Origin of the sequence: Mesorhizobium sp., from assembly GCF_965229135.1 — a bacterium.
Taxonomy (GTDB): Bacteria; Pseudomonadota; Alphaproteobacteria; order Rhizobiales; family Rhizobiaceae; genus Mesorhizobium.
In genome coordinates, this window is sequence record NZ_OZ245860.1 from 4450848 (window position 1) to 4474718 (window position 23871).

At 63.2% G+C, this 23871-nt stretch carries 25 protein-coding genes and 1 tRNA gene; 12 read left to right on the forward strand and 14 right to left on the reverse strand.

The genetic code is table 11. The annotated features are described in order from the left end of the window. The first annotated feature begins 228 nt into the window (after positions 1-228). The 4 genes from ACO07C_RS21260 to ugpC all read left to right on the forward strand — a co-directional run bounded on the left by ACO07C_RS21260 (position 229) and on the right by ugpC (position 4572). Positions 229-1575: an extracellular solute-binding protein gene (locus ACO07C_RS21260; RefSeq protein ID WP_421916123.1), complete on the forward strand. Its 1347-nt coding sequence runs from the start codon at positions 229-231 to the stop codon at positions 1573-1575. Positions 1576-1645: 70 nt separating this feature from the next. Continuing rightward, positions 1646-2530 carry a carbohydrate ABC transporter permease gene (locus ACO07C_RS21265; protein WP_421916124.1) on the forward strand — a complete coding sequence of 295 codons (885 nt, stop codon included), beginning with the start codon at positions 1646-1648 and terminating at the stop codon, positions 2528-2530. Positions 2531-2537: 7 nt separating this feature from the next. Then, positions 2538-3452 (forward strand): ABC transporter permease subunit, encoded by a 915-nt coding sequence (locus ACO07C_RS21270; RefSeq protein WP_421916125.1) that lies wholly within the window; start codon positions 2538-2540, stop codon positions 3450-3452. 19 nt (positions 3453-3471) lie between these two features. Then, complete coding sequence (ugpC, locus tag ACO07C_RS21275; protein WP_421916126.1) at positions 3472-4572, forward strand: sn-glycerol-3-phosphate ABC transporter ATP-binding protein UgpC; 1101 nt, start codon at positions 3472-3474, stop codon at positions 4570-4572. Positions 4573-4592: 20 nt separating this feature from the next. On the opposite strand, the gene ACO07C_RS21280 is transcribed toward ugpC, so the two are convergent. The 3 genes from ACO07C_RS21280 to ACO07C_RS21290 all read right to left on the reverse strand — a co-directional run bounded on the left by ACO07C_RS21280 (position 4593) and on the right by ACO07C_RS21290 (position 8429). Beyond that, positions 4593-5675, reverse strand: coding sequence for an ABC transporter ATP-binding protein (locus ACO07C_RS21280; protein WP_421916127.1), 1083 nt, complete (start codon positions 5673-5675; stop codon positions 4593-4595). Then, positions 5672-7252, reverse strand: coding sequence for an ABC transporter permease (locus tag ACO07C_RS21285; protein WP_421916128.1), 1581 nt, complete (start codon positions 7250-7252; stop codon positions 5672-5674). The genes ACO07C_RS21280 and ACO07C_RS21285 overlap by 4 nt, the downstream gene beginning before the upstream one ends. A 172-nt stretch (positions 7253-7424) precedes the next feature. Next, a complete protein-coding gene (locus tag ACO07C_RS21290; RefSeq protein ID WP_421916130.1) occupies positions 7425-8429 on the reverse strand; it encodes an iron ABC transporter substrate-binding protein in 1005 nt (334 codons plus the stop codon). A gap of 273 nt (positions 8430-8702) precedes the next feature. Here ACO07C_RS21290 and ACO07C_RS21295 point away from each other — a divergent pair, with 273 nt between their 5' ends. The 3 genes from ACO07C_RS21295 (at position 8703) to ACO07C_RS21305 (ending at position 12021) form a co-directional block, all read left to right on the forward strand. Beyond that, entirely contained in the window at positions 8703-9254 is a 552-nt protein-coding gene (locus ACO07C_RS21295; RefSeq protein ID WP_421916131.1) for a sigma-70 family RNA polymerase sigma factor, read from the forward strand. 1 nt (position 9255) lies between these two features. Next, on the forward strand, positions 9256-9894 hold the full coding sequence (locus ACO07C_RS21300) for an NrsF family protein (protein WP_421916132.1): 639 nt from the start codon (positions 9256-9258) through the stop codon (positions 9892-9894). Positions 9895-10056: 162 nt separating this feature from the next. Beyond that, complete coding sequence (locus tag ACO07C_RS21305; RefSeq protein ID WP_421916133.1) at positions 10057-12021, forward strand: PAS domain S-box protein; 1965 nt, start codon at positions 10057-10059, stop codon at positions 12019-12021. A 13-nt stretch (positions 12022-12034) separates the two neighbouring features. Here ACO07C_RS21305 and ACO07C_RS21310 read toward each other — a convergent pair whose 3' ends face one another. From ACO07C_RS21310 to ACO07C_RS21340, 7 genes are all read right to left on the reverse strand, one after another. Then, positions 12035-12913 carry a 3-hydroxybutyryl-CoA dehydrogenase gene (locus ACO07C_RS21310; protein ID WP_421916134.1) on the reverse strand — a complete coding sequence of 293 codons (879 nt, stop codon included), beginning with the start codon at positions 12911-12913 and terminating at the stop codon, positions 12035-12037. 212 nt (positions 12914-13125) lie between these two features. Beyond that, positions 13126-14055, reverse strand: a complete 930-nt coding sequence (locus ACO07C_RS21315) for an electron transfer flavoprotein subunit alpha/FixB family protein (protein ID WP_421916135.1) — start codon at positions 14053-14055, stop codon at positions 13126-13128. Positions 14056-14078: 23 nt separating this feature from the next. Further along, positions 14079-14828, reverse strand: coding sequence for an electron transfer flavoprotein subunit beta/FixA family protein (locus ACO07C_RS21320; RefSeq protein ID WP_421916136.1), 750 nt, complete (start codon positions 14826-14828; stop codon positions 14079-14081). Between the two features lie 213 nt (positions 14829-15041). Beyond that, on the reverse strand, positions 15042-15842 hold the full coding sequence (locus ACO07C_RS21325; protein WP_421916137.1) for a rhomboid family intramembrane serine protease: 801 nt from the start codon (positions 15840-15842) through the stop codon (positions 15042-15044). 31 nt (positions 15843-15873) lie between these two features. Further along, positions 15874-16455: a cob(I)yrinic acid a,c-diamide adenosyltransferase gene (locus ACO07C_RS21330; protein WP_421916138.1), complete on the reverse strand. Its 582-nt coding sequence runs from the start codon at positions 16453-16455 to the stop codon at positions 15874-15876. Positions 16456-16475: 20 nt separating this feature from the next. Beyond that, positions 16476-16667 carry a twin transmembrane helix small protein gene (locus ACO07C_RS21335; protein ID WP_421916139.1) on the reverse strand — a complete coding sequence of 64 codons (192 nt, stop codon included), beginning with the start codon at positions 16665-16667 and terminating at the stop codon, positions 16476-16478. Positions 16668-16690: 23 nt separating this feature from the next. Next, positions 16691-17557 (reverse strand): SDR family oxidoreductase, encoded by an 867-nt coding sequence (locus ACO07C_RS21340; RefSeq protein WP_421916140.1) that lies wholly within the window; start codon positions 17555-17557, stop codon positions 16691-16693. Between the two features lie 58 nt (positions 17558-17615). On the opposite strand from ACO07C_RS21340, the gene ACO07C_RS21345 reads away from it, so the two are divergent. Further along, positions 17616-18467 carry a YihY/virulence factor BrkB family protein gene (locus ACO07C_RS21345; protein ID WP_421916141.1) on the forward strand — a complete coding sequence of 284 codons (852 nt, stop codon included), beginning with the start codon at positions 17616-17618 and terminating at the stop codon, positions 18465-18467. On the opposite strand, the gene ACO07C_RS21350 is transcribed toward ACO07C_RS21345, so the two are convergent. After that, positions 18437-19324 carry a DMT family transporter gene (locus ACO07C_RS21350; RefSeq protein WP_421916142.1) on the reverse strand — a complete coding sequence of 296 codons (888 nt, stop codon included), beginning with the start codon at positions 19322-19324 and terminating at the stop codon, positions 18437-18439. The two genes, ACO07C_RS21345 and ACO07C_RS21350, sit on opposite strands and share 31 nt — an antisense overlap. A 184-nt stretch (positions 19325-19508) precedes the next feature. Between ACO07C_RS21350 and ACO07C_RS21355 the strand changes: the two genes are divergently transcribed. Further along, positions 19509-19796 (forward strand): hypothetical protein, encoded by a 288-nt coding sequence (locus ACO07C_RS21355; protein WP_421916143.1) that lies wholly within the window; start codon positions 19509-19511, stop codon positions 19794-19796. 124 nt (positions 19797-19920) lie between these two features. Here ACO07C_RS21355 and gluQRS read toward each other — a convergent pair whose 3' ends face one another. After that, positions 19921-20796 carry a tRNA glutamyl-Q(34) synthetase GluQRS gene (gene gluQRS, locus ACO07C_RS21360; RefSeq protein WP_421916144.1) on the reverse strand — a complete coding sequence of 292 codons (876 nt, stop codon included), beginning with the start codon at positions 20794-20796 and terminating at the stop codon, positions 19921-19923. Between the two features lie 73 nt (positions 20797-20869). Between gluQRS and ACO07C_RS21365 the strand changes: the two genes are divergently transcribed. Both ACO07C_RS21365 and ACO07C_RS21370 read left to right on the forward strand, forming a co-directional pair. Then, positions 20870-21511: a DNA-3-methyladenine glycosylase family protein gene (locus tag ACO07C_RS21365; protein WP_421916145.1), complete on the forward strand. Its 642-nt coding sequence runs from the start codon at positions 20870-20872 to the stop codon at positions 21509-21511. A 228-nt stretch (positions 21512-21739) separates the two neighbouring features. Then, positions 21740-22297, forward strand: coding sequence for an HNH endonuclease (locus ACO07C_RS21370; RefSeq protein ID WP_227345131.1), 558 nt, complete (start codon positions 21740-21742; stop codon positions 22295-22297). 157 nt (positions 22298-22454) lie between these two features. On the opposite strand, the gene ACO07C_RS21375 is transcribed toward ACO07C_RS21370, so the two are convergent. Together ACO07C_RS21375 and ACO07C_RS21380 are read right to left on the reverse strand one after the other, a co-directional pair. Continuing rightward, the gene (locus ACO07C_RS21375; protein ID WP_421916146.1) at positions 22455-22973 is read right to left on the reverse strand and encodes a disulfide bond formation protein B; all 519 of its coding nucleotides are present in this window, start codon (positions 22971-22973) and stop codon (positions 22455-22457) included. Between the two features lie 34 nt (positions 22974-23007). Beyond that, positions 23008-23601: a YqaA family protein gene (locus ACO07C_RS21380; protein WP_421916147.1), complete on the reverse strand. Its 594-nt coding sequence runs from the start codon at positions 23599-23601 to the stop codon at positions 23008-23010. Positions 23602-23774: 173 nt separating this feature from the next. Between ACO07C_RS21380 and ACO07C_RS21385 the strand changes: the two genes are divergently transcribed. After that, positions 23775-23859, forward strand: a tRNA-Leu gene (locus tag ACO07C_RS21385). Positions 23860-23871: the final 12 nt, after the last annotated feature.

The window sequence follows — 23871 nt, forward strand, 5'->3', positions numbered from 1 at the left end:
CGGCAGCAGGACGGCGAAGGCGTCGCCTGGGAATTGTGCGCTTTATCGGCAGGGGTGAGTGCAGGTGCGTTTTGCAGTGCCTAGCCCCCTTCGTTGAGGGGGGAAATGCGCCTGTCCAAACCCCGAAAACAAACAACAGAACTGTCACATACTTTCTCTAAGAGGACGCTCAGGGAGCTGCGCAACGATCCTTGAACGAACACTCAACAGGGAATGAGATTCATGTCGATGATCAAGAATAGCCTGGCGGCTTTCGCCGCAGGCGTAATCAGCGTTTCATGTGCGCTACCCGCCGCCGCCGCACCCACCAAGTTTGATTTCTGGTTCGGCCTGTCGGGCGATCTTGCCCGTGTCGTCGACACGATGTGCAAGAACTTCAACGAGTCGCAGAAGGACTATGAAGTCGTCTGCACCAGCCAGGGCAATTATGACGCGACGCTGCAGAACACGATCGCGGCCTTCCGCGCCGGCAAGCAGCCGACCGTCGTGCAGGTCTATGACGTCGGCACCGCGACCATGATGCTGTCGGGCGCCTACAAGCCCGCCGACAAGCTGATGGAAGAGAACGGCTACAAGGTCGACTACAAGGATTATTTCCCCGGCATCGCGCGCTACTACGCGACGTCCAAGGGCGAGATGCTGTCCTTCCCGTTCAATTCCTCGACCGCGCTGCTCTACTGGAACAAGGACGCCTTCGCCAAGATCGGCAAGACCGAGGCTCCGAAGACCTGGGAGGACGTCGGCGCCGACCTTCAGGCCATGAAGGACGCCGGCTATGAATGCCCGATGGCGATCAACATCTCCGCCAACGAAAGCTGGCAACTGATGGAGCAGTTCTCGGCCATTCACAATCAGCCGATCGCGACCAAGAACAATGGCTATGATGGTCTCGACGCGCGCCTCGAAGTCAACAAGACCAAGTTCGTCCAGTACGTCACCGACCTCAAGAAGTGGTATGACGCCGGTCTCATCAAGATCAAGTCGAAGGATCTCGGGCAGGACATGGTCCAGGCTTTCGCATCCGGCACCTGCCAGATCATCCTGACCTCGGTCGGCGACCATGGCTCTGTCGCCAGGACGCAGAAGGAAGGCTTGCATTGGGATGTCGCCGAACTGCCTGTCTATGCCGGCACCGAGCGCAAGAATTCACTCGTCGGTGGGGCCTCGCTGTGGGTGCTCTCCGGCAAATCGGACGCGGAATACAAGGGCGCGGCCGCGTTCCTGAACTTCATCCACGATCCGAAGACCGCCTTGTTCTGGTCGAGCAACACCGGCTACATCCCGGTGACCAAGTCGGGCTTCGACTACATGAAGGCCGATGGTTTCTACGACAAGGCGCCCTACAAGGGCCGCGAAGTCGCGATCGCCAGCCTGACCGCGTCCGAGCCGACCGACATCACCCGCGGCATCCGCCTTGGCAATTTCACCCAGATCCGGGCCGAGTTCGGCACGCAGATGCAGGCGATCTTCGCCAACAAGGTAAGTGTCCAGGAAGGCCTCGACGCGCTGGTCAAGAATGGCGACGCGATCCTCGACCGCTTCCAGCAGACCTATCCGGGCAAGACGCTGCCCTGATCGCCTGAATTTCGTGGCCGCCCGCTGGCAGGCAGCGGGCGGCCGTTTCATATTGGCGGAAATCGGACCGATGGAAAAACGCGTCACCTTCAGCAAATGGTCGATCGGCATCCTGTTCGCGGTGCCGCAATTGCTGCTGATCTTCACGTTTTTCTACTGGCCGGCGGGACAGGCCGTCTACTGGTCGCTGACGCTGCAGCAGCCCTGGGGCGGCGGCAACATCTGGGTCGGGCTCGACAATTTCCGTTCCATCCTGTCCAACGCGGATTACTGGAAATCCATCACAGCCAGTGTCGTCTTCGCGGGCATCAGCACCGGGATCGCGATGTTCGTCGCCCTGGTGCTCGCTGCCCTGACCGACCGGCAACTCGCCGGCTCGCGATTCTATCGCGTGGTGCTGATCTGGCCCTACGGGATCGCCGCGCCCGCTCTGGCGCTTGCATTCCGCTTCATACTGGCGCCGGAAGCGGGGTTCCTTTCCGCCGTCAACCGGATGTGGCCGGGAATCTGGGACCCGGGCCTCGACGGCACGGACGCCATGGCGTCCATCATCGCCGCCTTCTCGTGGAAATATGTCGGCTACAACTTCATCTTCTTTCTTGCCGCGTTGCAGGCCATCCCGCGCTCGCTCATCGAGGCGGCGGCCATGGACGGTGCGGGGGTCCTCAGGCGCTTCCGGGACATTCAGTTCCCACTGATCACGCCGACGATCTTCTTCCTGCTGGTCATCAACATCACCGAGAGCTTTCAGGATTCCTTCGGCATCGTCGACATCATGACGGCCGGCGGCCCGGCGAACGCGACCAATCTGATGGTCTACAAGATATACTCGGATGGCTTCAAAGGCCTCGACTATTCAGGCGCCGCCGCGCAGAGCATCATCCTGATGCTGCTCATCATCATGCTGACCATCTTCCAGTTCCGCTTCATCGAGCGGCGCGTGCACTACAGGTGAGGCGGCCATGGTAGAACGCACTCCGTTCCTGAATGTCTTCACCCACCTGATCCTGTTCCTCGGTTTCGTGGTTTGCGTCGCGCCGTTCGTGATCGTCGCCGTCGCCGCGTCGCACAACCTCAAGGACGTCAACGATGTGCCGATGTCGCTGCTGCCGGGCGACGACTTCTGGCTCAACATCAAGACGGCATGGACGACCGCCGACCTTGGCCCCAAGCTCCTGAACAGCTTCATCGTCGCAGGGGGCGTGGCGGCGGGTAAGGTCATCATCTCGGCGCTCACCGCCTTCTCGATCGTCTATTTCCGTTTCCCCGGCAGAATGTTGATGTTCTGGCTCATTTTCGTGACGCTGATGCTGCCGCTGGAAGTGCGCATCGTGCCGACCTACGCGGTTGTCGCCAATGTCCTGTCACCCTATCAGGCCATTCTCGACGTGACCGGGATAAGCTGGCTGATCGAGAAAGTGTCGGGCGTGCAGGTGTCGCTGAGCCTGGGGCTGCTCAATTCCTATTCCGGACTGATCCTGCCGCTGGTCGCGACCGCCACCGGCACCTTCCTCTACCGGCAGTTCTTCCTGACCATTCCGGACGAACTGACCGAGGCCGCGCGCATGGACGGCGCCGGCGCCTTGCGGTTCTTCATCGATATCCTGCTGCCGCTGTCGCGCAACAACATGGCGGCGCTCGGCACCATCATGTTCCTGTGGGCATGGAACCAGTATCTGTGGCCGCTTCTCATCACCACCGACCAGTCGCATGCGATGGCGGTGACCGAGCTCAAGCAACTGATCCCAAATGTCGGCGGCACTCCGGAATGGCACATTGCCATGGCCGGCACGCTTATCATCATGCTGCCGCCGCTGGCCGTCGTGGTGCTCATGCAACGCTGGATCGTGCGTGGCCTGATCGCCACCGAGAAGTGACCTGAGAAGGACAGAGCCGATGGCCTCCATCACAATTCGAGATGTCAGCAAGAGCTACGCCAAGTCGCAGGTCGTGCATGGCGTGAATCTCGATTTCGCTTCGGGCGAATTCGTGGTCATCCTCGGGCCATCGGGCTGCGGCAAGTCCACGCTGCTTCGCATGATCGCCGGACTGGAAGAGATTTCCGGCGGCGAAATCTCGATCGATGGCACGGTCGTCAACACGCTCGAACCGCGCGAGCGCGGCTGCGCGATGGTGTTCCAGAACTATGCGCTCTATCCGCATATGAACGTCGCCGACAATATCGGCTATTCGCTGAAAGTAGCGCGTATTCCCAGAGCCGAGCGCATGCAGCGCATCCGCGCGGTGGCACGCATCCTGGAACTCGAACCGCTGCTCGAGCGCAAGCCCGCCGCTCTTTCAGGGGGCCAGCGCCAGCGCGTCGCCATGGGGCGCGCCATGATCCGCGAACCCAAGGTCTTCCTGTTCGACGAACCGCTCTCCAATCTCGATGCCAAGCTGCGGGTCCAGATGCGCTCGGAAATCCGCAAGCTGCATCGCCGGCTCAGTGTCACATCCGTCTTCGTCACTCATGACCAGGTCGAGGCGATGACACTCGCCGACCAGCTGGTGGTGATGAATGGCGGCCGTGTCGAACAGGTCGGCACGCCGGGCGAGGTCTACAGCCGCCCGGCCAGCCGTTTCGTCGCCACTTTTGTCGGCGCGCCGGCGATGAACATACTGGAGGGCGTGGTGACGCTCGATGGCCTGTCGCTGCTGGGCGGCAGCCGGCGCCTGGCAGTGCCGCGCGCCGGCCTGCCGGTCGGAACCGAGGTCGCGGTGGGCATCCGGCCGGAGGCCGTGCGCCTGGTCGCGCAGGGCACGCCAGGCGCGCTCGACGCGACGGTCGACCTGGTCGAGGAACTGGGCGCGGGCCGCGTCATCCATGCCGACCTCGACGGCGCGCCGTTCTCGGTCATGACGTCGGAGCCTATCCATCCTGAGCCTGGCGCGGCTGTGGGCTTGCTATTTTCGCCCGACGACATGCATTTCTTCTCCTTGCAGGGAGGAGCCCGGCTCGATGTCTTCAGGGCTTCGGTGCTGGAGCCGGCACTCTGACGTCGCGACGCGCGCGGCGTTCAGGCAAGAACATGCGCCTTTCCGGACACGGTCAGCCGGACGATCTCGCCGACCATGGGCGCATCCATGCCGGGCTTGCGCAAGATCAACGGCGTGTTGCCGATCGCGGCGGCATCTGGCGGATCGGCGCTGTTCAAGAGCCGCACCGCGATCGTGCATGTCGAGCCGGCGAATTCGCATTCCGTCACCTCGCCGAACGGCATGTCCGAGGTGCCCGACATGCCCTCGCGTGAGGTTCTTTTCAGCCCGATCTGCTCGGGGCGCAACATGATCCGGGCGACATCGCGCTGTTCTTTCGTATCGACCGCGATACGCCCGAGCGGTGAGTTGGCGAAGCCGTCGGCTATCTTGGCCGGCAGGATGATGGCGTCGCCGAGGAACTCAGCGATCATGCGGTCCTTCGGCTTGAGATAGAGTTCGCGCGGCGTGCCGACCTGCGAGAACTTGCCCTCGCGCATGACCGCCACCTGGCTGGCGAAGGACAGCGCCTCGGCCTGATCGTGTGTCACCAGGATGGTGGTGATGCCGGCCGCTTCCAGCAGTTCCGCCACGGCCTTGCGCATCGAGGCGCGCAGACCGGTATCCAGCGCCGAGAACGGCTCGTCGAGAAGCATGAGGCGCGGCTTCATGGCCATTGCGCGCGCCAGTGCCACGCGCTGCTGCTGACCGCCCGAGAGTTCGTGCGGATGCCGCTTCAGGATCGCCTTGTCGAGCCCGACGATATAGGCGAGTTCGACGATGCGCTCGGCGCGCTTGTTCTCGTCACGCGCCATGCCGAAGCCGATATTGTCTGATATGGTCAGGTGCGGGAACAGCGCGCCGTCCTGCGCCACCACGCCGATGCCGCGGCGATATGCCGGCACCGCGCTGGCGCCGTTGGCCAGCGCCGCGCCATCGAGCACGATGCTGCCCCGGTCCGGCGCCTCGAAGCCGGCAATCAGCCGCAACAACGTGGTCTTGCCGCAGCCCGACGGACCGACGATCGCTGTGCGGCTGCCGCCCGCGACACTCAGGTCGACGCCGGCAAGTGCCGCCACCGGGCCGTAGTGCTTGTGCAGGCCATTGAGTTCCAGAAAGCTCATCGCCCGGCCATCCGCTTCGATTGAACATAGAGGAGCCAGGTCAGCGGCAGCGACATTGCCACCATGATGAAGGCATAGGGCGCGGCCGAGGCATAGTCGATCTCGCCGCTGTAGGACCAGAACGCCATCGCCAGCGTTCGCGTGCCGTTGGGCGCCAGCATCTGGGTCGCGGTCAACTCGTTCATGATGCCGAGCGCCACCAGCGCCATGCCCGCGGCGGCGCCCGGCGCCGACAGGCGGATCGTCGTCGACCAGAAGGCCTTGAGCGGCGGCCGGCCAAGGCTCGACGCCGCACGTTCCAGCTCGACGGGCGCCTGCGCGATCGAGGCTCGCAGGCTGACCAGCGCGCGCGGCAGGAACATCAAGGCATAGGCGACCAGGATGGTGAACAGCGTCTGGTAGAGCGGCATGGCGATACGCACGGTGATGGTGACCAGCGCGAGCGCCACGACGACGCCGGGCAGCGAGCCGACGATGTAGTTGCAGCCTTCCAGGAGGCGCTGCAGCGGGCCGGGGGCACGGATCGATATCCAGGCCATCGGCATGGCGGCAACGGTGGCGAGCAGTGCGCCCGCAAGCGCCAGGAACAGCGTTTGCCCGAGCGCCAGCCCGATTTCGTCGAAACGCCACACATCCGCGCCGCCAGCCACAAGCCAGCGCCCGATGGTGACGAATGGTACGCCAAGCGCCAGCAGCGTGGTGAGCGCCGGCAGGGCCATGCAGGGGATTGTCGCGCGCCCCAGCCTGGTGCGCTGCTGCTGGCGTGCGGCACCCGAGCCGACGCGGGCATAGCGCTCCTCGCCGCGCACCAGCACTTCCAGCCCGAGCAGGACGAAGCAGCAGGTGACCAGGACCCCGGCCAGCATGTTGGCCGCAGGTCCGTTGAAGGTCGACTGGAACTGGTCGACGATCGCGGTGGTGAAGGTGTCGAAGCGGATGAACACGTAAAGCCCATATTCGGCGAGAAGATGCAGCCCGACCAGCAATGAGCCGCCACAGATTGCGAGCCTCAGTTGTGGCAGCACGACGCGCCAGAACACGCGCAGGGGTCCAAGGCCAAGTGCGGCCGCCGCATCCTCCAAAGCGGGATCGAGGCGACGCAGGGCCGCCGACACCGGCAGATAGAGGAACGGGAAATAGGCGATGACGGAGACCAGGACGCCAGCCCACAGGCCATGGAGCCTGGGCACCATCGTGATCCAGGCATAGGAGTGCACAAAGGCGGGGATGGCGAGCGGCGCCACGGCGAGCCACGCCCAGACCCGGGCGCCGGGCAGGTCGCTGCGCTCGGTGAGCCATGCCAGCGCCACCGACAGCACGATCGAGATCGGCACGGCCAGCAGCACCAGAAGCACGGTGTTGACCAGAAGCTCGCCGACGCGCGGCCGGAAGACCAGAGCCGCCACGGTTTCCCAGCCGGTCTGGACGGCAATCCAGATGATGAAGGCGAGAGGCAGCAGCGCAAACAGCGAGACGAAGGCGGCGACGACCGCAATCCATGACAGCGGCCGGCGATGTCGGCCCGCTGTCCCCGACGACGGCAGGCCTGAATGCGCCAGATCGGTGGCCGACTGCATCAGTTCAGACGCTCCGCCGCCGCCCGGTGGCGGAAACGGTTGCGATGCCGCAAAGGCGGTTGGGAACGCAGAGTGTCGTCATTTGGCGGATGCCATCTCGAAAACAGAGCGCTCCCGCGGAAAGCGAAGTCCCGCGGGAGCCCAGTCGTTGCCCTTTTAGGACGTATGCTGACTAAAGCAAGCCGGCCGCGGTCATCAGATCGGTGACCTTCTTGGAGTTCAACGTCGTCGGATCGACTTTCGGTGCCTGAAGATCGGCCAGCGGCACCAGCTTGGGGTTGGATTCGGCGCCCTTGCCGACCGCGTATTCGAAGGAATCGCCGGTCTTCAGAACCTCTTGGCCACCCTTGCCGGTCACCCATTTCAGGAAGGCCTGCGCTTCCTTGGGATGCTTGCTCGAAGCCAGCACGCCACCGCCGGAAATCGAGACGAACGCGCCCGGATCCTGGTTCTTGAAATAGTGCAGCTCGACATTCTTGCTGTTTTCGCCGGTCTTGGCCTGATCGCCGAAATAGTAATAGTGGTAGATGACGCCGCCATCGATTTCGCCGGCGTTGACGGCTTTCATCACCGTGCTGTTGCCCTTGTAGGCGGTGAAGTTCGTCTTCATCGACTTCAGCCAGTCGGCCGTGGCGGCCTCACCCTTCAGCTGCAGCAGAGCGCTGACGATGGCCTGGAAGTCGGCGCCAGATGGCGAGGCCGCCCAACGGCCCTTCCAGCTCGGATCGGCGAGATCAAGCATGGACTTCGGCAGTTGCTCAGCTGTCAGCTTGGTCTTGTTGTAGGCAAAGACGGTGCTGCGCGCGGCCACGCCCACCCATTTGCCGCTTGCCGGCTGGAAGTCCCGCGGCACCTGGGCCAGCGTGTCTGCATCGACAGGCGCGAACAGACCGGCGCTTTCGACCAGCACCATCGCCGGCGAGTTTTCCGTCAGGAATACGTCGGCCGGCGAGGAAGCGCCTTCGGCGACGATCTGGTTGGAGAAATCGCTGTCGCCGCCGTTGCGCACGGTGACCTTGATGCCCGTTTCCTTGGTGAAGCCTTCGGCCCACTCCTTGGTCAGGCTTTCATGCTGGGCATTGTAGACGATGATGCCAGCATCTTCGGCCATTGCCGGACCGACGATCAGGCTGGTCGCGAGCACGGCGCCGGCAAGGGCGGAAAGGGCATATCTCATGGCGTAGTCCTCGATCTGGATGGTCTTGGGTTTGGCACGGCCGCACCTACCAATACCTGACATAGATAGTCAACATTGATACCCTGCTTCAATCGGTCGCCAGAGCGAAATGCCGACGCGGCGGCGGACAATTCAGCGTGATGGGAGCTCCGTGACCATGGAATTGTCCAAGGCTGCGGTTTTCGTGACTTGCCAGTACTTTGCCTTGGACATTATTTCGCCGGCCACGTAACAAATCAGCACGCAAGCGCGAACATCGGGGAGTGAACTCTTGTGACCGGCAAGGACGAGGCCGAGCTTTCCCGGCTGATGCGAGCCGCGATCGCTGGAGATGAGAAGGCCTACGCCGCCTTTCTGCACCGGGTCGCCACGCTCGTTAGGGGCTTCGCCCGGCGCAAGATCGTGCAGGGTGGAGTCGATCCCGAGGATGTCGTGCAGGAAACCTTGCTGGCCATTCATGTGAAACGACATACCTGGCGCCAGGATGCGCCGGTGTTGCCATGGGTCTATGCGATCGCCCGTTTCAAGCTTATCGACGCGTTCCGGCGGCGCGGGCGGCGCATCGAGATCGATGTCGACGACATAGCGGAGACTTTCGCCGAGCCGGAAGCGGAGACCGTCAGCGAGCGTGACATCAACCGGGCGCTGGACAGCCTGTCGCCGGCGCAGCGATCGGTGGTTTCGGCCGTCTCGGTGGAAGGCCGTTCCATCGGCGAGACGGCAGCCAAGTTCGGCATCAGCGAGACAGCGGTACGCGTGTCGCTGCACCGAGGGCTTGCCGCCATTGCCAAGCGGTTTGGCCAGGGGCGCTTCGGGCGGGAATGACATGAGGACCGACGATCTCATCAAGGCGCTGGACGCCGATGCCCGCAGCAAGGCGATGCCGTTGCAATCGGCCTGGTGGATGGCCGCGGGCGCCGCGGCGGTGGTTGCGGCAGTCGTTTTCCTGCTGACTATCGGTCCGCGTCCGGACTTCATGGCCGCGGCGCACACGATGCGTTTCCTCTCCAAATTTGTGTTCACCATCGTGCTTGCCATCAGTGCGTTTGCCCTGATCCGCGCCTTGTCGACACCCGGTGCCTCGACGGGCCGGGCCATGGCGGGGATGATCGCCGCGCCGTTGCTGGTCGCGGCGGCGGTGGTGCTGGAGCTCTTCGTCGTGCCCTCCACAGATTGGGGAACGCGCCTTTTCGGCTCCAACATGATGATCTGCATGGGCTTCATTCCGCTGATCGGCATCGGTCCGCTGGCCATCTTCCTGTGGATGCTGCGCTACGGCGCGCCGACGCGGCCAGTGCTTGCCGGTGCTGTCGCGGGCCTGCTCGCGGGCGGATTGGCGGCGACATTCTACGCCGCGCACTGCTTCGACGACTCACCGCTGTTCGTCGCCACCTGGTATACGATAGCCATTGGCGCCCTTGCCGCGCTGGGCGCCCTGGGAGGACGCTTCTTCGTGCGCTGGTAGCGACAGGCGGCGATCCGGGCGAATAGTCACCGATTCTTAATCATGCCGGCAATTGTTTGCCGGTTCGTGGCGTAGCTCACACCCCCAGCGCAAGATTTCCTTAAAATCGGTCCGTCAAGATTTAACCGAAGATACGATTGCGCTGGGGTGGCTCGGATCGTGATGTTGCAGCACCTTCTCGGCTCGAAGCCTGAGCGACAGGCATTGCTGGCGTTGCCGGCAACGGGCATCGTCGCTGTCCTGGCGCTGATCGTGCTGCCGCGCCTCGACGCTGGAGCAGAAACCCTCAGGCTTTGGCTGCAAATATCCTTCGTCGCGATCGCTTGCGCCGGTATCCTCATAGCCTTTTTCATCCGGCGGATTTCGTTGGATCGCCGGCAGATCGCCGAGGGCGAGCAGCGCTTTCATCGGATGATGGAGGATTCGCCGATCGGCATCGCAGTCGTCGGTCTCGATGGCCGTATTCGCAAGGCCAATTCCGCCTTCGCCAGCATGCTCGGTTATCTCCGCCACGAGATCGAGGCGCTGACCGTGCTGCAGATCACGCATCCGGATCACATCCAGGCCGGCCGCGAAACGATGGAGAGCCTGACCGATGGAATGGCCAGTACCTTCCACTTCGAAAAGCGCTACCTCAGGAAGGATGGCACCCCTGTCTGGGCGCAGCTTGCGGGCTCCATCATTCGGGACACGGACAGCGGCCGGCCGCTCTATCTCGTCTCGCAGATCGAGGATATCGACGCGCGCAAGCAATCCGAGGCGCGCATAGCCGAAGCCGAGACGCGCTGGAATTTTGCGTTGGCCGGCGCCGGTCAAGGCGTGTGGGATCTCGACATGCGCAAGGGCGGCACGACCTATTCCGGAACCTGGGTGAAGATGCTGGGCTTCTCGGAAGGCGAACTCGACGGCGACCCCGATCGCTGGCTGACGATGATCCATCCCGACGATCGCGAAACGGTCGCGGAGGCCGACCGGGCTCATCTCGAGGGCAAGACGGATTTTTTCGAGGCAGAGTTCAGGATGCGCCACAAGGATGGGCACTGGATATGGATCCTCGACCGCGGCAAGGCCATCGAACGCGACGCCCAAGGACGGCTGATCCGTGCGATCGGCAGCCTCACCAACATCACAAGGCGCAAGGAGGCAGAGGAGCGCTTCGCAGTATCCGCCGCGATGCTGGCCGACGAGAAGGAGCGGCTGAGGGTAACGCTCCAATCGATCGGCGACGCCGTGATCTGCACGGACGCCGCCAACCGCATTACCTTCATGAACCCGGTTGCCGAAAAGCTGACAGGTGTCGCCGGCGCCGATGCCCTCGGCAAGACGCTCGGCCATGTCTACTGGGCGGTCGACGAGGAAACAGGGCAACGGATCGGCGTGGCGCGGCCGCCAGTCGGAGGCAATGCGCCGTCGGACCAGAACAGCCGGGCTGTGCTCATCCGGCGCGACGACACGCGATGCAGCATCCGTCAGGTCGTATCGCCGATCATGAACGATCGCAGCGAGTTCTGCGGATTGGTCATCGTCTTCCAGGACTTTACCGATGCACGCGCCCTGCAGCGTCAACTTGCCCATGCCGCCGCGCATGATGCGCTTACCGGTCTCGCCAACCGATCAAGTTTCATTCGTGCCATGGAGGACCTGGTCGACCAGGCACGCAAGTCCGGCACCGAGCATCAGTTCATGTTTGTCGACCTCGACCATTTCAAACTGGTCAACGACACCGGTGGCCATGCCGCTGGTGATGCGTTGCTCAAGAAGGTCGCCAATGCGATGCGATCCGCGCTTGGTCCGGAGGACGTCGTCGCGCGTCTTGGCGGCGATGAGTTCGCCGTCATCCTAAGGTGTGGTTCGGCCGCCAGCGCCAGGATTGCCGCTCGGTCCATCATCGATGCGATCCGCGGTCTTGGCTTCGTCTGGGATGGAAGGCCTCATCAGATCGGCGCCAGCATCGGGCTGGCGGCGATCCGCGCCGGCTGTGGCGAAGTCGACGAGATCATCGCGCTGGCCGACGCGGCCTGCTATGCCGCCAAGGCCGCCGGCCGGGGATGCGTCTTCGCGACGCCGGACGAGAACAGCACGGGCATCGGCTCGGCGACGCCGGAGCCGCTTGCCGCAGCCTCCTGATCTCTTCCGAAGCTCAGCGCGTCGGGACCGGGTGCTCGCCGCGATAGTCGTAGAAGCCGCGCCCGGTCTTGCGGCCAAGCCAGCCGGCCTCGACATATTTCACCAGCAGCGGGCAGGGGCGATATTTCGAGTCCGACAGTCCATCATGCAGCACCTGCATGATGGACAGGCAGGTATCCAGCCCAATGAAATCGGCCAGCTGAAGCGGCCCCATGGGATGGTTGGCCCCGAGCTTCATGGCGGTGTCGATCGCATCGACCGACCCGACCCCCTCATAGAGCGTGTAGATAGCTTCGTTGATCATCGGCAGCAGGATGCGGTTGACGATGAAGGCCGGGAAATCCTCCGAAACCGTGATCGTCTTGTCGAGTTGCTTCACATAGGCCTTGGCGGCCTCGAATGTCTGGTCCTCGGTGGCGATGCCGCGCACCAGTTCGACCAGCTTCATCAGCGGCACCGGGTTCATGAAGTGGATGCCGATGAACCGTTCAGGGCGGTCGGTCTGGGCGGCAAGCCGCGTGATCGAGATCGACGAGGTATTGGTCGCCAGGATGGCCTCTGGATTGAGCTGCGGACAGAGCTGCGCGTAGATCTTGCGCTTGACCGTTTCGTCTTCGGTTGCCGCCTCGATCACGAGGTCGGCGCCGGCAAGATCGGCCATGGTGGTTGCCGCCGAAATACGCCCGATTGCCTGGTTGCGAACTTTCTCGTCGAGCTTCCCGGATCCGACCTGGCGGGCCATGTTGCCGCTGATCGTGGCAATGCCCTTCTCGATGCGGTCAGGTGAAATATCGTATATCAGTACCTTGTAGCCGGAAAGCGCCGAGACATGGGCGATGCCGCCGCCCATCTGGCCCGCGCCGATAATGCCGATCGTCTCGATCTTGCTCATTACACCGATCCCGTCCTGAACCCTTCCGCCTGAAACGCGAAAGTGCTCCACCTTTTTTGTTTTACCGCAATTCGCGACGCAAAACCGCTGCGCACTTTTGCCGGAATTGCTTCAAGCCTTTTGCGGCTTGTTTTTGTGCGGTGCAAACTAAAAGGGCGGGGCGACTTCGTCTACCCCACCCTTCACTATTTAATACGCTTTGGCAGAAAGCGTCAAAGCGCCTTTTGCAGTTCCGGCAGGATGACGAAGAGATCGCCGACGAGGCCGTAGTCGGCGACCTGGAAGATCGGCGCTTCCTCGTCCTTGTTGATGGCGACGATGACCTTGGAGTCCTTCATGCCGGCGAGATGCTGGATGGCGCCGGAAATGCCGACCGCGATGTAGAGGTCGGGGGCGACGACCTTGCCGGTCTGGCCGACCTGCCAGTCGTTCGGGGCATAGCCGGCATCGACGGCGGCGCGCGAAGCGCCGACGGCGGCGCCGAGCTTGTCGGCGACCGGCAGGATGACCTCCTGGAACTTCTCCGACGAGCCGAGGGCGCGGCCGCCCGAGATGATGATCTTGGCCGAGGTCAGTTCCGGACGATCCGTCTCCGAGAGCTTGTTCTCGACGAAGGTCGACAGGCCGGGATTGGCGGCCGCGCTGATCGTCTCGACCGAAGCCGAACCGCCTTCAGGGGCAGCCTGGAAGGAGGCTGTGCGGACGGTGATCACCTTCTTGGCGTCGGTCGACTGCACAGTCTGAATGGCGTTGCCGGCGTAGATCGGCCGCTTGAACGTGTCGGGCGAGACCACTTCGATGATTTCGGACACTTGCGCGACATCGAGCAGGGCTGCGACACGCGGCGCGACATTCTTGCCCGACGAGGTCGCCGGCGCGATGATGGTGTCGTAACCGCCGGCCAGCGACACGACAAGCGCCGCTGTTGGTTCAGCGAGGCGCTCGGTGAGTTCATCGGCTTCGGCCAGCAGGACCTTGCTGACGCCCTTGAGCTTGGCGGCGGCGTCGGCAGCGCCCTTGGCGCCCTTGCCCGCGACCAGCACGTGCACGTCCGAGCCGATCTGGAGGGCTGCAGAAAGCGCCTTGGCGGTCTGGTCTGACAGCGTTGCGTTGTCGTGCTCGGCGATGAGGAGAATTGCCATTTGTCTTTTCCTTTCCCGATCGCTTACAAAACGCCGGCTTCGTTCTTGAGCTTGTCGACCAGTTCGGCGACGCTCTTGACCTTGACGCCCGCCTTGCGGCCGCTCGGCTCCTCGGTCTTGATGACCTTCAGCCGAGGCTTGACGTCGGCGCCGTAGTCCGCCGGGCTCTTCTCGTCGAGCGGCTTCTTCTTGGCCTTCATGATGTTGGGCAGCGAGGCATAGCGCGGCTGGTTGAGACGAAGGTCGGCGGTCACGATCGCCGGCATCTTCAGTTCCACCGTCTGCAGGCCGCCATCGACTTCACGTGTCACCTTGGCCTTGTCGCCCTCGAGCACCACCTTGGAGGCGAAGGTGCCCTGCGCCCATCCCAGAAGCGCGGCCAGCATCTGGCCAGTCTGGTTGGAATCGTCGTCGATCGCCTGCTTGCCAAGGATGACGAGGCTGGGCTGCTCGGCGTCGACGACGCCCTTCAGAACCTTGGCGACGCCAAGCGGCTCGGTCTGCTCGTCGGTCTTGACCAGGATGGCGCGGTCGGCGCCCATGGCCAGCGCGGTGCGCAGGGTTTCCTGCGCCTGCTGCGGGCCGATCGACACCACGATGATCTCTTCGGCCTTGCCGGCTTCCTTCAGACGGATTGCCTCTTCCACCGCGATTTCGTCGAACGGGTTCATCGCCATCTTGACGTTGGCGAGTTCCACCGCCGAGCCATCAGCCTTCACACGAACCTTGACGTTCGCATCCACAACCCGCTTCACGGGCACAAGGATCTTCATTTGCCTGTCACCTCTTCACGCTAGTTGGGCGCGCTATAACAGCCCGCGCCCGTTCTGAGTTGTCGAAAGCCGACATTCCTGACTGAATTCCGGCCAGACGGAATTCTGGCCGGATGGAAATTCTGGTCTTTGACCGCCTTGGGCTGCGACGGAGACGTTTCCGTAGTTGTGGCAGCCCTACACGTCAATACGCTCAAAGCGGCTCAAATCGGTTCAGTTTGGGCCAGAAGGGTTTCCACGGCCCCAGCGCGGCGTTGCGGCAGGTGTCTCGGGTGCCGCTGGTTCAACAGCAACCTGCTGCTGGTCGGGTGTGGGAGCCACGGTGTCCTCGTCGGCGGCCGCGAAAAGCGGTACGCCGCGGCTGCGCAGGACCAGCACCAGAATGGCCCCGGCGATAATGCCGCCGATGTGGCACGCCCAGGAGATCTGATCCTCGCCGCCAGCAGCAAACATCACGACCTGGAACAGAACCCACAGGATGAGCGGGATGAAGGCCGGGATGCGCAGGGGAATGCGGGCAAAGGCGAGTACCCATACCTTCACCCGTGGGTAGAGGATCAGATAGGCGGTGACGACGCCGGCAATGGCGCCCGAGGCGCCGATCAGCGGCACCTGCGAGTTCCACGCCACCAGGCTCTGGAACAAGGCGCCGGCGACGGCGCAAAGCAGATAGAAGATCAGATAGCGGATATGACCGAGCGCATCCTCGACATTGTCGCCGAACACCCACAGGAACAGCATATTGCCGCCAAGGTGGATGAAATCTGCGTGCAGGAATGCATAGGTGACGTAGCTCAACTGCTCGGGGATCACCACGAAACGGGGATCCAGTTCCGCCGTGTTGTGGACGACGGAGGGAATGAATCCAAGGCCGAGCACGGCCGCGTTGGTGAAATTCTCGCCGCTGAGCGATGTGATGAGATAGACGATGGCGTTGAGGGCGATCAGGCCAATCGTGACGTATTGCAGCCTGATGTGGCGTAGCCTGTTGCTGTCGTAGAGCGGGATGAACATGAGTGCCAGGACCTGATCCCGCTCAGCAAATTCAGCGGTTCTTGCCGGGAATCCATAACACGTCGGCGTTTCCATTGTCATTGACCGCCCGGGCCGCGACAAACAGAAAATCGGAGACGCGATTGATGTATTTCAGCCCATCGCGGTTGACATGCTCGCCTGGGTCCTGCGCCAGAGCCACCATCAGCCGCTCGGCACGGCGCGCCACCGTGCGGGCGAGGTGAAGAGCGGCGGCGGCCGGCGTGCCGCCGTTCAGCACGAAGGATTTGAGCGGCTGAAGGTCCTTGTTGAGCAGGTCGATGTCTTTTTCGACGCGGTCGGTCTGCGTGGCCGTGATGCGCAAGGGCTCATAGCCCAGGGGCTTGCCGTCATCGGGCACGGCGAGATCGGCGCCGAGGTCGAAGAGATCGTTCTGGATTCTTCCCAGCATCGCGTCGATCGACGGATTGGCGGCGGCCGTATGGACCCGCGCCATGCCGATGCAGGCGTTGGCTTCATCGACCGTGCCATAGGCATCGACGCGAAGGTTGGATTTCAACCGTCGCTCGCCAGTGCCGAGGCCGGTCGTGCCGTCATCGCCCGTGCGGGTGTAGATCTTGTTGAGCTTGACCACGCAATGCCCCCAAACGGTGGTTACTTCCGGGTGAAATACACCACCAGCATGATCAGCACCACCGCCAGGAACTGCAGCAGCACCCGCGCCTGCATCAGCTTGTTCGAGGTCATGCTCGAGCCGCCGCGCATCATGTTGATGAGGCCGCGGATGAGTACGATCACCACCGCGATCATCACGAGGGCTGCGAGGATTTTGAAGACAATTGCCATCGTGGGTTTCCAGTTGGATTGCGTCAGGCGCGTTTGGCAAGCAGGCGATAGAGCATCGATGCGGGCAGGATGCGCTTGAGCATCGCGCCGATCCTGGCCGGCAGTGTTACCACATAGTGCGGGCGTGGGCGCCGCGACAGAAGTGCATGGCGCAAGGCCGCATGAACGACCTCCGGGCCAGGTTTCCCGCGTGCTTTGCCGCCGCCGGCCCGCAAGCGCTCCAGTTGTGCGGCATAGTCGACGCGGTGGACCGAGTTCTCGTGGTCGATGTTCTTGAGAAACCACGCGAGACCATTGCTGGCGATCTTCGATATCACAGGGCCAGGCTCGATCAGCGAGACATGGACGCCGCTGCCCTCGAGTTCCTGGCGCATGCAGAGCATCAGGCCTTCCACGGCATGTTTTGATGCGCAATAGGCGCCGCGAAAGGGCACCGGCATCAGGCCGAGGATGGATGAGCAATGGATGATGCGGCCATGCCCCTGGCGGCGCATCAAGGGCACGACGCGGCAGGTGAGGTCGTGCCAGCCGAAGACGTTCGCCTCGAACTGGGCCCGCAGCGCCGCGACCGGCAGGTCTTCCACCGCGCCGGCCTGCGCGTAGGCGCCGTTGTTGAACAGGGCATCGATGCCCCCGCCGGTGCGGTCGACCACCGAAGCCACCAGCGCCTCGATGGAGGCGGGCTCGCCATAGTCCAGGTAAAAGGCCTCGATTCCGTCTGCTTCGAGCCGCGCGATGTCTTCAGGTTTTCGCGCCGTCGCGAACACCCGCCAACCCTGCGCCTTCAAAGCGCGGGCGCAATAGGCGCCTATGCCTGAAGACGCGCCGGTGACGATGATGGTGCGCAACTTTATCGATGGAAAATTCGTGGTTTGACGAAGGGTTGCCATTTGCCGCATTCACTTCCCATATTCGCGGCGTCGAGACAATCGAAGGGAGCGCGCGTTCTTGCTGCGAAACATTGTCGCCCTGCGCCGCGTGCTCTACGACGCGATCGGCCATTTTAACACCGATGACGGCTGGGCGATGGCCAGCCATCTGGCGATCACCTCGCTTATGGCGCTGTTTCCATTCCTGATCTTCGCCACGACGCTGGGGAGCTTCCTCGGTGCGCAGGCCTTTGCCGACACGGCCGTGCATCTGGTCTTCGACACATGGCCGGATCAGATCGCCAAGCCGATCGCGCATGAGGTGCTGAACGTGCTGACGGTCAGACGCACCGACCTGCTGACCTATGGCGTGCTGCTTGCCGCCTACTTCGCGTCGAACGGCATCGAGGCATTGCGCACCTCGCTCAACCGGGCCTACCGCGTGACAGAGACGCGCGGCATCATCTATCGCCGGGTGCAGAGCATCTTCTTCGTACTGATCGCGACGGCCGGGTTCCTGGCGATCAGCGTGCTGCTGGTCTTCGCGCCGTTGCTGGCGCGGCTGGCGGAAGCCCATTTCCAATGGATAAAGCCCTATACCGGTACGATCACTCTGTGGCGCTATGTCATCGCCTCAACCGTCATCATCGGCGGGTTGTTCGCGGTGCACTACTGGCTGCCGGCGGGCAAGCGCCGCTTCATCTCGCTGGTGCCGGGCATTGTCTTCACGCTGATCGCCTGGCTCGTCGGCTCGACCATGTTCGCCACCTATCTCGACCATTTCTCGTCCTATGTGACGACCTATGCCGGGCTGGCCTCGATCATGATCGCCGTCGTCTTCCTCTACATCGTCTCGGCGATCTTCATCCTTGGCGGCGAGTTCAATGCCGCGATCAGCCGTTACCTGGAGGCGCGCGCGCGCGTCGGCTGAGCGGTTGCCAGTCCAACACCGAACGTCGTGATCGCCATGCCAGCGACCTGGATCATGTTCAGGTGCTCGCCGAACAGCGCCCAGGCCATCACCGCGGTGACCGCCGGGACCAGGTAGAACAGCGAGGCGACCTTCGACATCTCGCCGTCGCGGATCATGATCATCAGCAGGAAGATGGCGCCGATCGACAGCACCAGCACCAGCCACGCCATGGCGAAAATCAATTCGCCGTTGATGACGAACTTGTGCGTCTCGAATGCAAGCGACGCCAGCGCCATCACCGATGCACCGCCGACATATTGCCACAGGGTCGCGGCAACGAGATTGCCGCCGGAAGCGAAGCGCTTCTGCCAGATGGTGCCGGCGGCCATCGCCAGCACCGAGATCAGCGAAGCGGCAAGCGTTTCCGGGGTCACGCCGCCGCCGATCGCGCCGAGCTTGGGCCACAGCACGATGACCACACCGACGAGGCCCGTGGCGAGACCCAGCCAGTGCCGAGGCAGGATGGCTTCGCCAAGCAGCTTGCCGGCAAGCACCGCCGTGATCAGCGGCTGCAACCCGACGATCAGCGCCGAAAGCCCCGCGGGCATGCCCCTGTGGATGGCCCAGAACACCCCGCCCAGATAGACGCCGTGCATCAGGATGCCCGCACCGGTCGCATGCAGCGCCTCCTTGCGGGTCGCCCGGCTGGAGCCAAGCACGGCCATCAAGGCTGCAAGCAGCACGGCAGCCAGAACGAAGCGCACAGCCAGGAACGTGAAGGGCTCCGCCCAAGGCATGGCATAGCGCGCGCCGATGAAGCCGGTCGCCCACAAGACGACGAAGGAAGCGGGAATGAACCGCTTTAAGCCTGGCATTTTAGGGGACCGCCGCATGTTGGGTGAAGGGTTGATTACCGCGAATCCTCTAATGCGGTTCGGCCCGACAAGCAAAACGAAACAATTGATATATAAGCTCAAGCGAATTTAAGGGGTGGCGTCTGGGCAAACGATGGATATCGCTTGATCCAAGCTGGCGTTGCGGCTTCGAGAGGAAGCGGGCATGCTCTTGCATCTCGATACAAGCTGGCTGTTGATGACCGTCGCGAGCGTTGCGGTCTTCGGCTTCTTCTTTGGCACTGCGCTTGATGCCATCATGCAGGACGACGGCTTCGGGTCGACCGGCAACACGCTTTTGTTCACCTTCGGCTTCTTCGCGGCCGTGCTTGCCGCGAATTCCTACGGCGTCGACCTCAGGGACCTCAAGCTTGCGGTCGCCTGGGGGCTGGGCGGCGCGTTTGCGTTCATCAGCGTCCTGGCGCTGATCAAGGCGGGGCTGGCCCGCTGGTAGCCAGCCGGGTTCACTTTCAGCACGGTCTGAAGCAGTCCGTTTCACGGAACCGCGACCTGCTCTATCTCCTTGCCGTGACGCAACCGAGGACGGAAAACCGTCTCACACTTTTCCTGGAATTGCCCTAGAGGCCGACCATGCGCCTGATGTCGGCGGGTTGCACGCCGGCGTCGCGCAACGTGGCAAGGCCGCTATCGCTGAGGCTCTTCGACAATTTCCGCCCGTCCGGCCCGAGGATCAGGCGATGGTGGAAATAGGTGGGAGCGCGCAGGCCGAGGATTTCCTGGAGCAGGCGCTGCACGCTGGTGGCCGAAAACAGGTCCTGGCCCCGCACGACGTGGCTGACACCTTGCAAGGCATCGTCGACGACGACGGCCAGGTGGTAGCTGGTCGGTATCTCGCGGCGCGCCACGATCACGTCACCCCAATCCCGCGGACGGGCTTCGACAGGGCGCGTCGCCTGGAGCGTCTCATCGCCAAACTCCATCCAGGCGAGGTTCATGCCAGTACGCGCCACCGCCGTCTCGACGTCCAGCCGCCAGGCAAAGGGCATATTCTCGGCAATCCGCCGCTTGCGTTCCTTCATCGGCAAGGCCTTGTCCCGCGCCGGATAGTGCGGCACCCCGTCGGGGTCGCGCGGCCAGTGACGGCCGCGCTTCTCGCTGTCGGCAATGAAGGCCCGGATGTCGCCCCGGCTCATGAAGGCGGGGTAGACCAGTTCCTCGCGGATCAGGCGGTCGAGCACGGCTTGATAGGCCGCGAAATGCTCGGATTGGCGGCGCACTGGCTCTTCCCAATCCAGCCCGAGCCAGTTCAGGTCACGGAAAATGCCGGCCTCGAATTCCGGCGTGCAGCGCGTTGTGTCGATGTCCTCGATGCGCAGCAGCAGACGGGCGCCCGTCGCCTCCGCCAGCTTCTGGTTGAGAAGCGCCGAATAGGCATGGCCAAGGTGCAGTTCGCCATTGGGGCTTGGCGCGAAGCGAAATGTCAGGAGTGTCATCTATCGGCGGCTATCGGATTGTGCGTGGCTTCGGCTGGTTGCTACCTTGCGCTTGATCAGGGAACAAGCAAGCATGCAGCGCATCGCCACGCTCGACGACATTTCACGAGGGCTCGACGCGTTGTGCGTTCTTGATCCGCGCCTGGAAAAGGTGCGGGGCATGGCTGGCGAGGTGCCGCTGAGGCTCTCGGAGCCCGGGTTCCGCAGCCTTGCGTCGATCATCGTTTCGCAGCAGGTTTCCCGTGCCAGTGCCGACGCCATCTTCGGCCGGCTGACCAGGCTTGTCGACCCGCTGACGCCGCGGGCCATCCTTGCCGCCGGCGAGGACATGTTTCGCGAAGCCGGCCTGTCGCGACCGAAGCAGCGTGGGCTGATTGCCATTGCCCAGGCCGTGGTCGACGGGCTCGATCTCCATCACCTCTGTTCGCTGGATGCCGAGGAGGCGATCGCGGCGATGACGGCGGTGTCCGGCATCGGCCCGTGGACGGCGCAGGTGTACCTGCTGTTCGCCGCCGGGCACCCCGACATTTTTCCAGCCCGCGACGTTGCGTTGCAGAGCGCGGTCGGCCATGCGCTCGGCATCGACCCGCGTCCGCCAGAGAAAACCCTGATCGCCCTGGCCGAATCATGGAGCCCGTGGCGAGGTGTCGCATCGCGCCTTTTCTGGTCCTATTATCGCGAGACCAGGGGGCGGGATGCCGCGCCCCCGGCCTGAATCCGCAAAAAAGCATAAAAATCATTCGTTTTTGGCGTCTCGGGCAGGCGACAATCCGCTTCACATCCCTGTCATGTCGGGCTTACAGTATCCGTACCGTTCGGCTTCCGCGCCACGCATCCGGTTGGATGCGCAAGGACGCGGTGGCACTTTTGAATCCGCGCGTGATCCCCTGCGAAAATCGAATTCGGTTTTCAGGGCCATGCACTGAACGAAGGAGGTAAACAGGTGACGGTTGCCGTATCTCCGGATGGGCTTCCAGCGCTGGTGCTGAACGCGGATTACCGTCCGCTCAGCTATTACCCTTTGTCGCTCTGGTCGTGGCAGGACGCCATCAAGGCGGTGTTCCTCGACCGGGTGAACATCGTCGCCGAATACGAGCACGCCGTCTCTTCGCCGACCTTCTCGATGCGGCTGCCAAGCGTCGTCAGCCTGAAGGCCTACGTCAAGCCGTCCAGGCATCCGGCCTTCACCCGCTTCAACGTGTTCCTGCGCGACCGTTTCCAATGCCAGTATTGCGGCACGCCCGAGGATCTGACCTTCGACCACGTCATCCCCCGCCATCGCGGTGGTGCAACGACCTGGGAGAATGTCGTCGCCGCCTGCTCGCCCTGCAATCTGCGTAAGGGCGGCATGATGCCGGCGCACGCCAAGATGTGGCCGCTGCAGACGCCCTATCAGCCGACGGTGCATGACCTGCACAACAACGGCCGCCTGTTCCCGCCCAACCACCTGCATGAAAGCTGGATGGATTATCTCTACTGGGATGTCGAACTCGAACCATAGAGTGCGGCACAAATCCGCCATGCTGGCCGCCTGACGCGGATTTCTGCGCTTCCGGTGCTCAAGTACGCTCCGCTCCGCTTCTCGAAAACCGCGCCATGCGACTCGGCCTGCCGAATTTTTGCTCGAACACTGCGTTCTGCCGCTCAGTCGAATTGGCTTAATCGCGGTAGAGCGCGCCGCGGAATGCGACGGCGGCCAGGATCAGGCTGGCGATGGCGTTCCAGCCGGCCAGCGACAGGCCGAGGATGCGCAGCGCCGCCTTGTCGCACGATGGCGGCACGAATTTGTCGAGAGCGTCGAGCACGCCCTTGCCGCCGGTATCGACCGGGCCGGCGCCCGCCGTGCAATCGGCCGGACCTTGCCACCACGCCCATTCGACGCCGGAATGATAGACGCCGAGATAGAGGCCATAAAGCATCAGCAGCCCACCGATGGCGAGCAGGCCGCGCGTCATCCATGCCGGTGCGTTCAGCATCGATGCAATCGCCGCCAGCACCATCAAAGGCACGCCGATATAGTATGGGGTGCGCTGCTCGAGGCAGAGATGGCAGGGGATGTAGCCGCCGATATGCTGGAAGCCGAGCGCCGACCCGACCGTGGCGGCCATGGCGACGGCGAGGAACAGGGCCGCGCGCGTGCGCTGGCGGCCCGTGTCGGCATTCATGGTGGCGGTCATTCGATCTGCTCCGTCCGTCTCGGAATAGGGGTGTTCAGAGGGCGTATTTGACGAGAATATAGAGCAAAATCAGGGCGGCGGCGGCAGCGCCCGCGATCAGGCCAAGGCGCTTTTCAATGAACTCGCGGATCGGTTCGCCATAGCGGCGCAGCAGCCAGGCCAGCAGCAGGAAGCGCCCGCCGCGCGCGACAATGGCCAGCACTATGAACAGCGCCAGATTGACGCCAAGCGCGCCCGACAGAATGGTCACCACCTTGATCGGCGGCAGGTGGGCCGCACCCGAGGTGATCAGCATCAGGATAATGATCTCGATGCTTGCGCCCGCCGAAGTGCGCAACTGCTCGAACTCGTCATACTTGCCGTAGAATTCGAGGATGGGCCTTGCCACCGCGTCATAGGCGTAATGGCCGATGAACCAGCCGGCGATGCCGCCCAGCACGGAGGCAACCGTCGCGATCAGCGCATAGCGATAGGCGCGATCCGGTCGCGACAGCGCCATCGGCAGATAGAGCACGTCAGCGGGCACCAGGAATACCGAGCTCTCGACGAAGGCGATGAAGGCCAGCCACCATTCGGCGGATTTCCGTGCCGCCAGCGACAAGGTCCAGTCGTAAAGTCCGCGAAGCATCGGCACTCCTATGACATGCGCCGTCTGTCTAGAAAGATTTTCCGCGCTGCACAATGGCAGCACCGCCACGAAATCGAAAGGCGAGGCTTCGTCGCGGGCGGAGGATGAAATTGGCCAGTTGACGAACAGGCCTCCAACCGTATAGTCCGCGCCATCCAGGCCGCCCGGCCTGAGCCCCTATGGCGGAATTGGTAGACGCGCTCGACTCAAAATCGAGTTCCGCAAGGAGTGCTGGTTCGATCCCGGCTAGGGGCACCAAATTTTCGCACA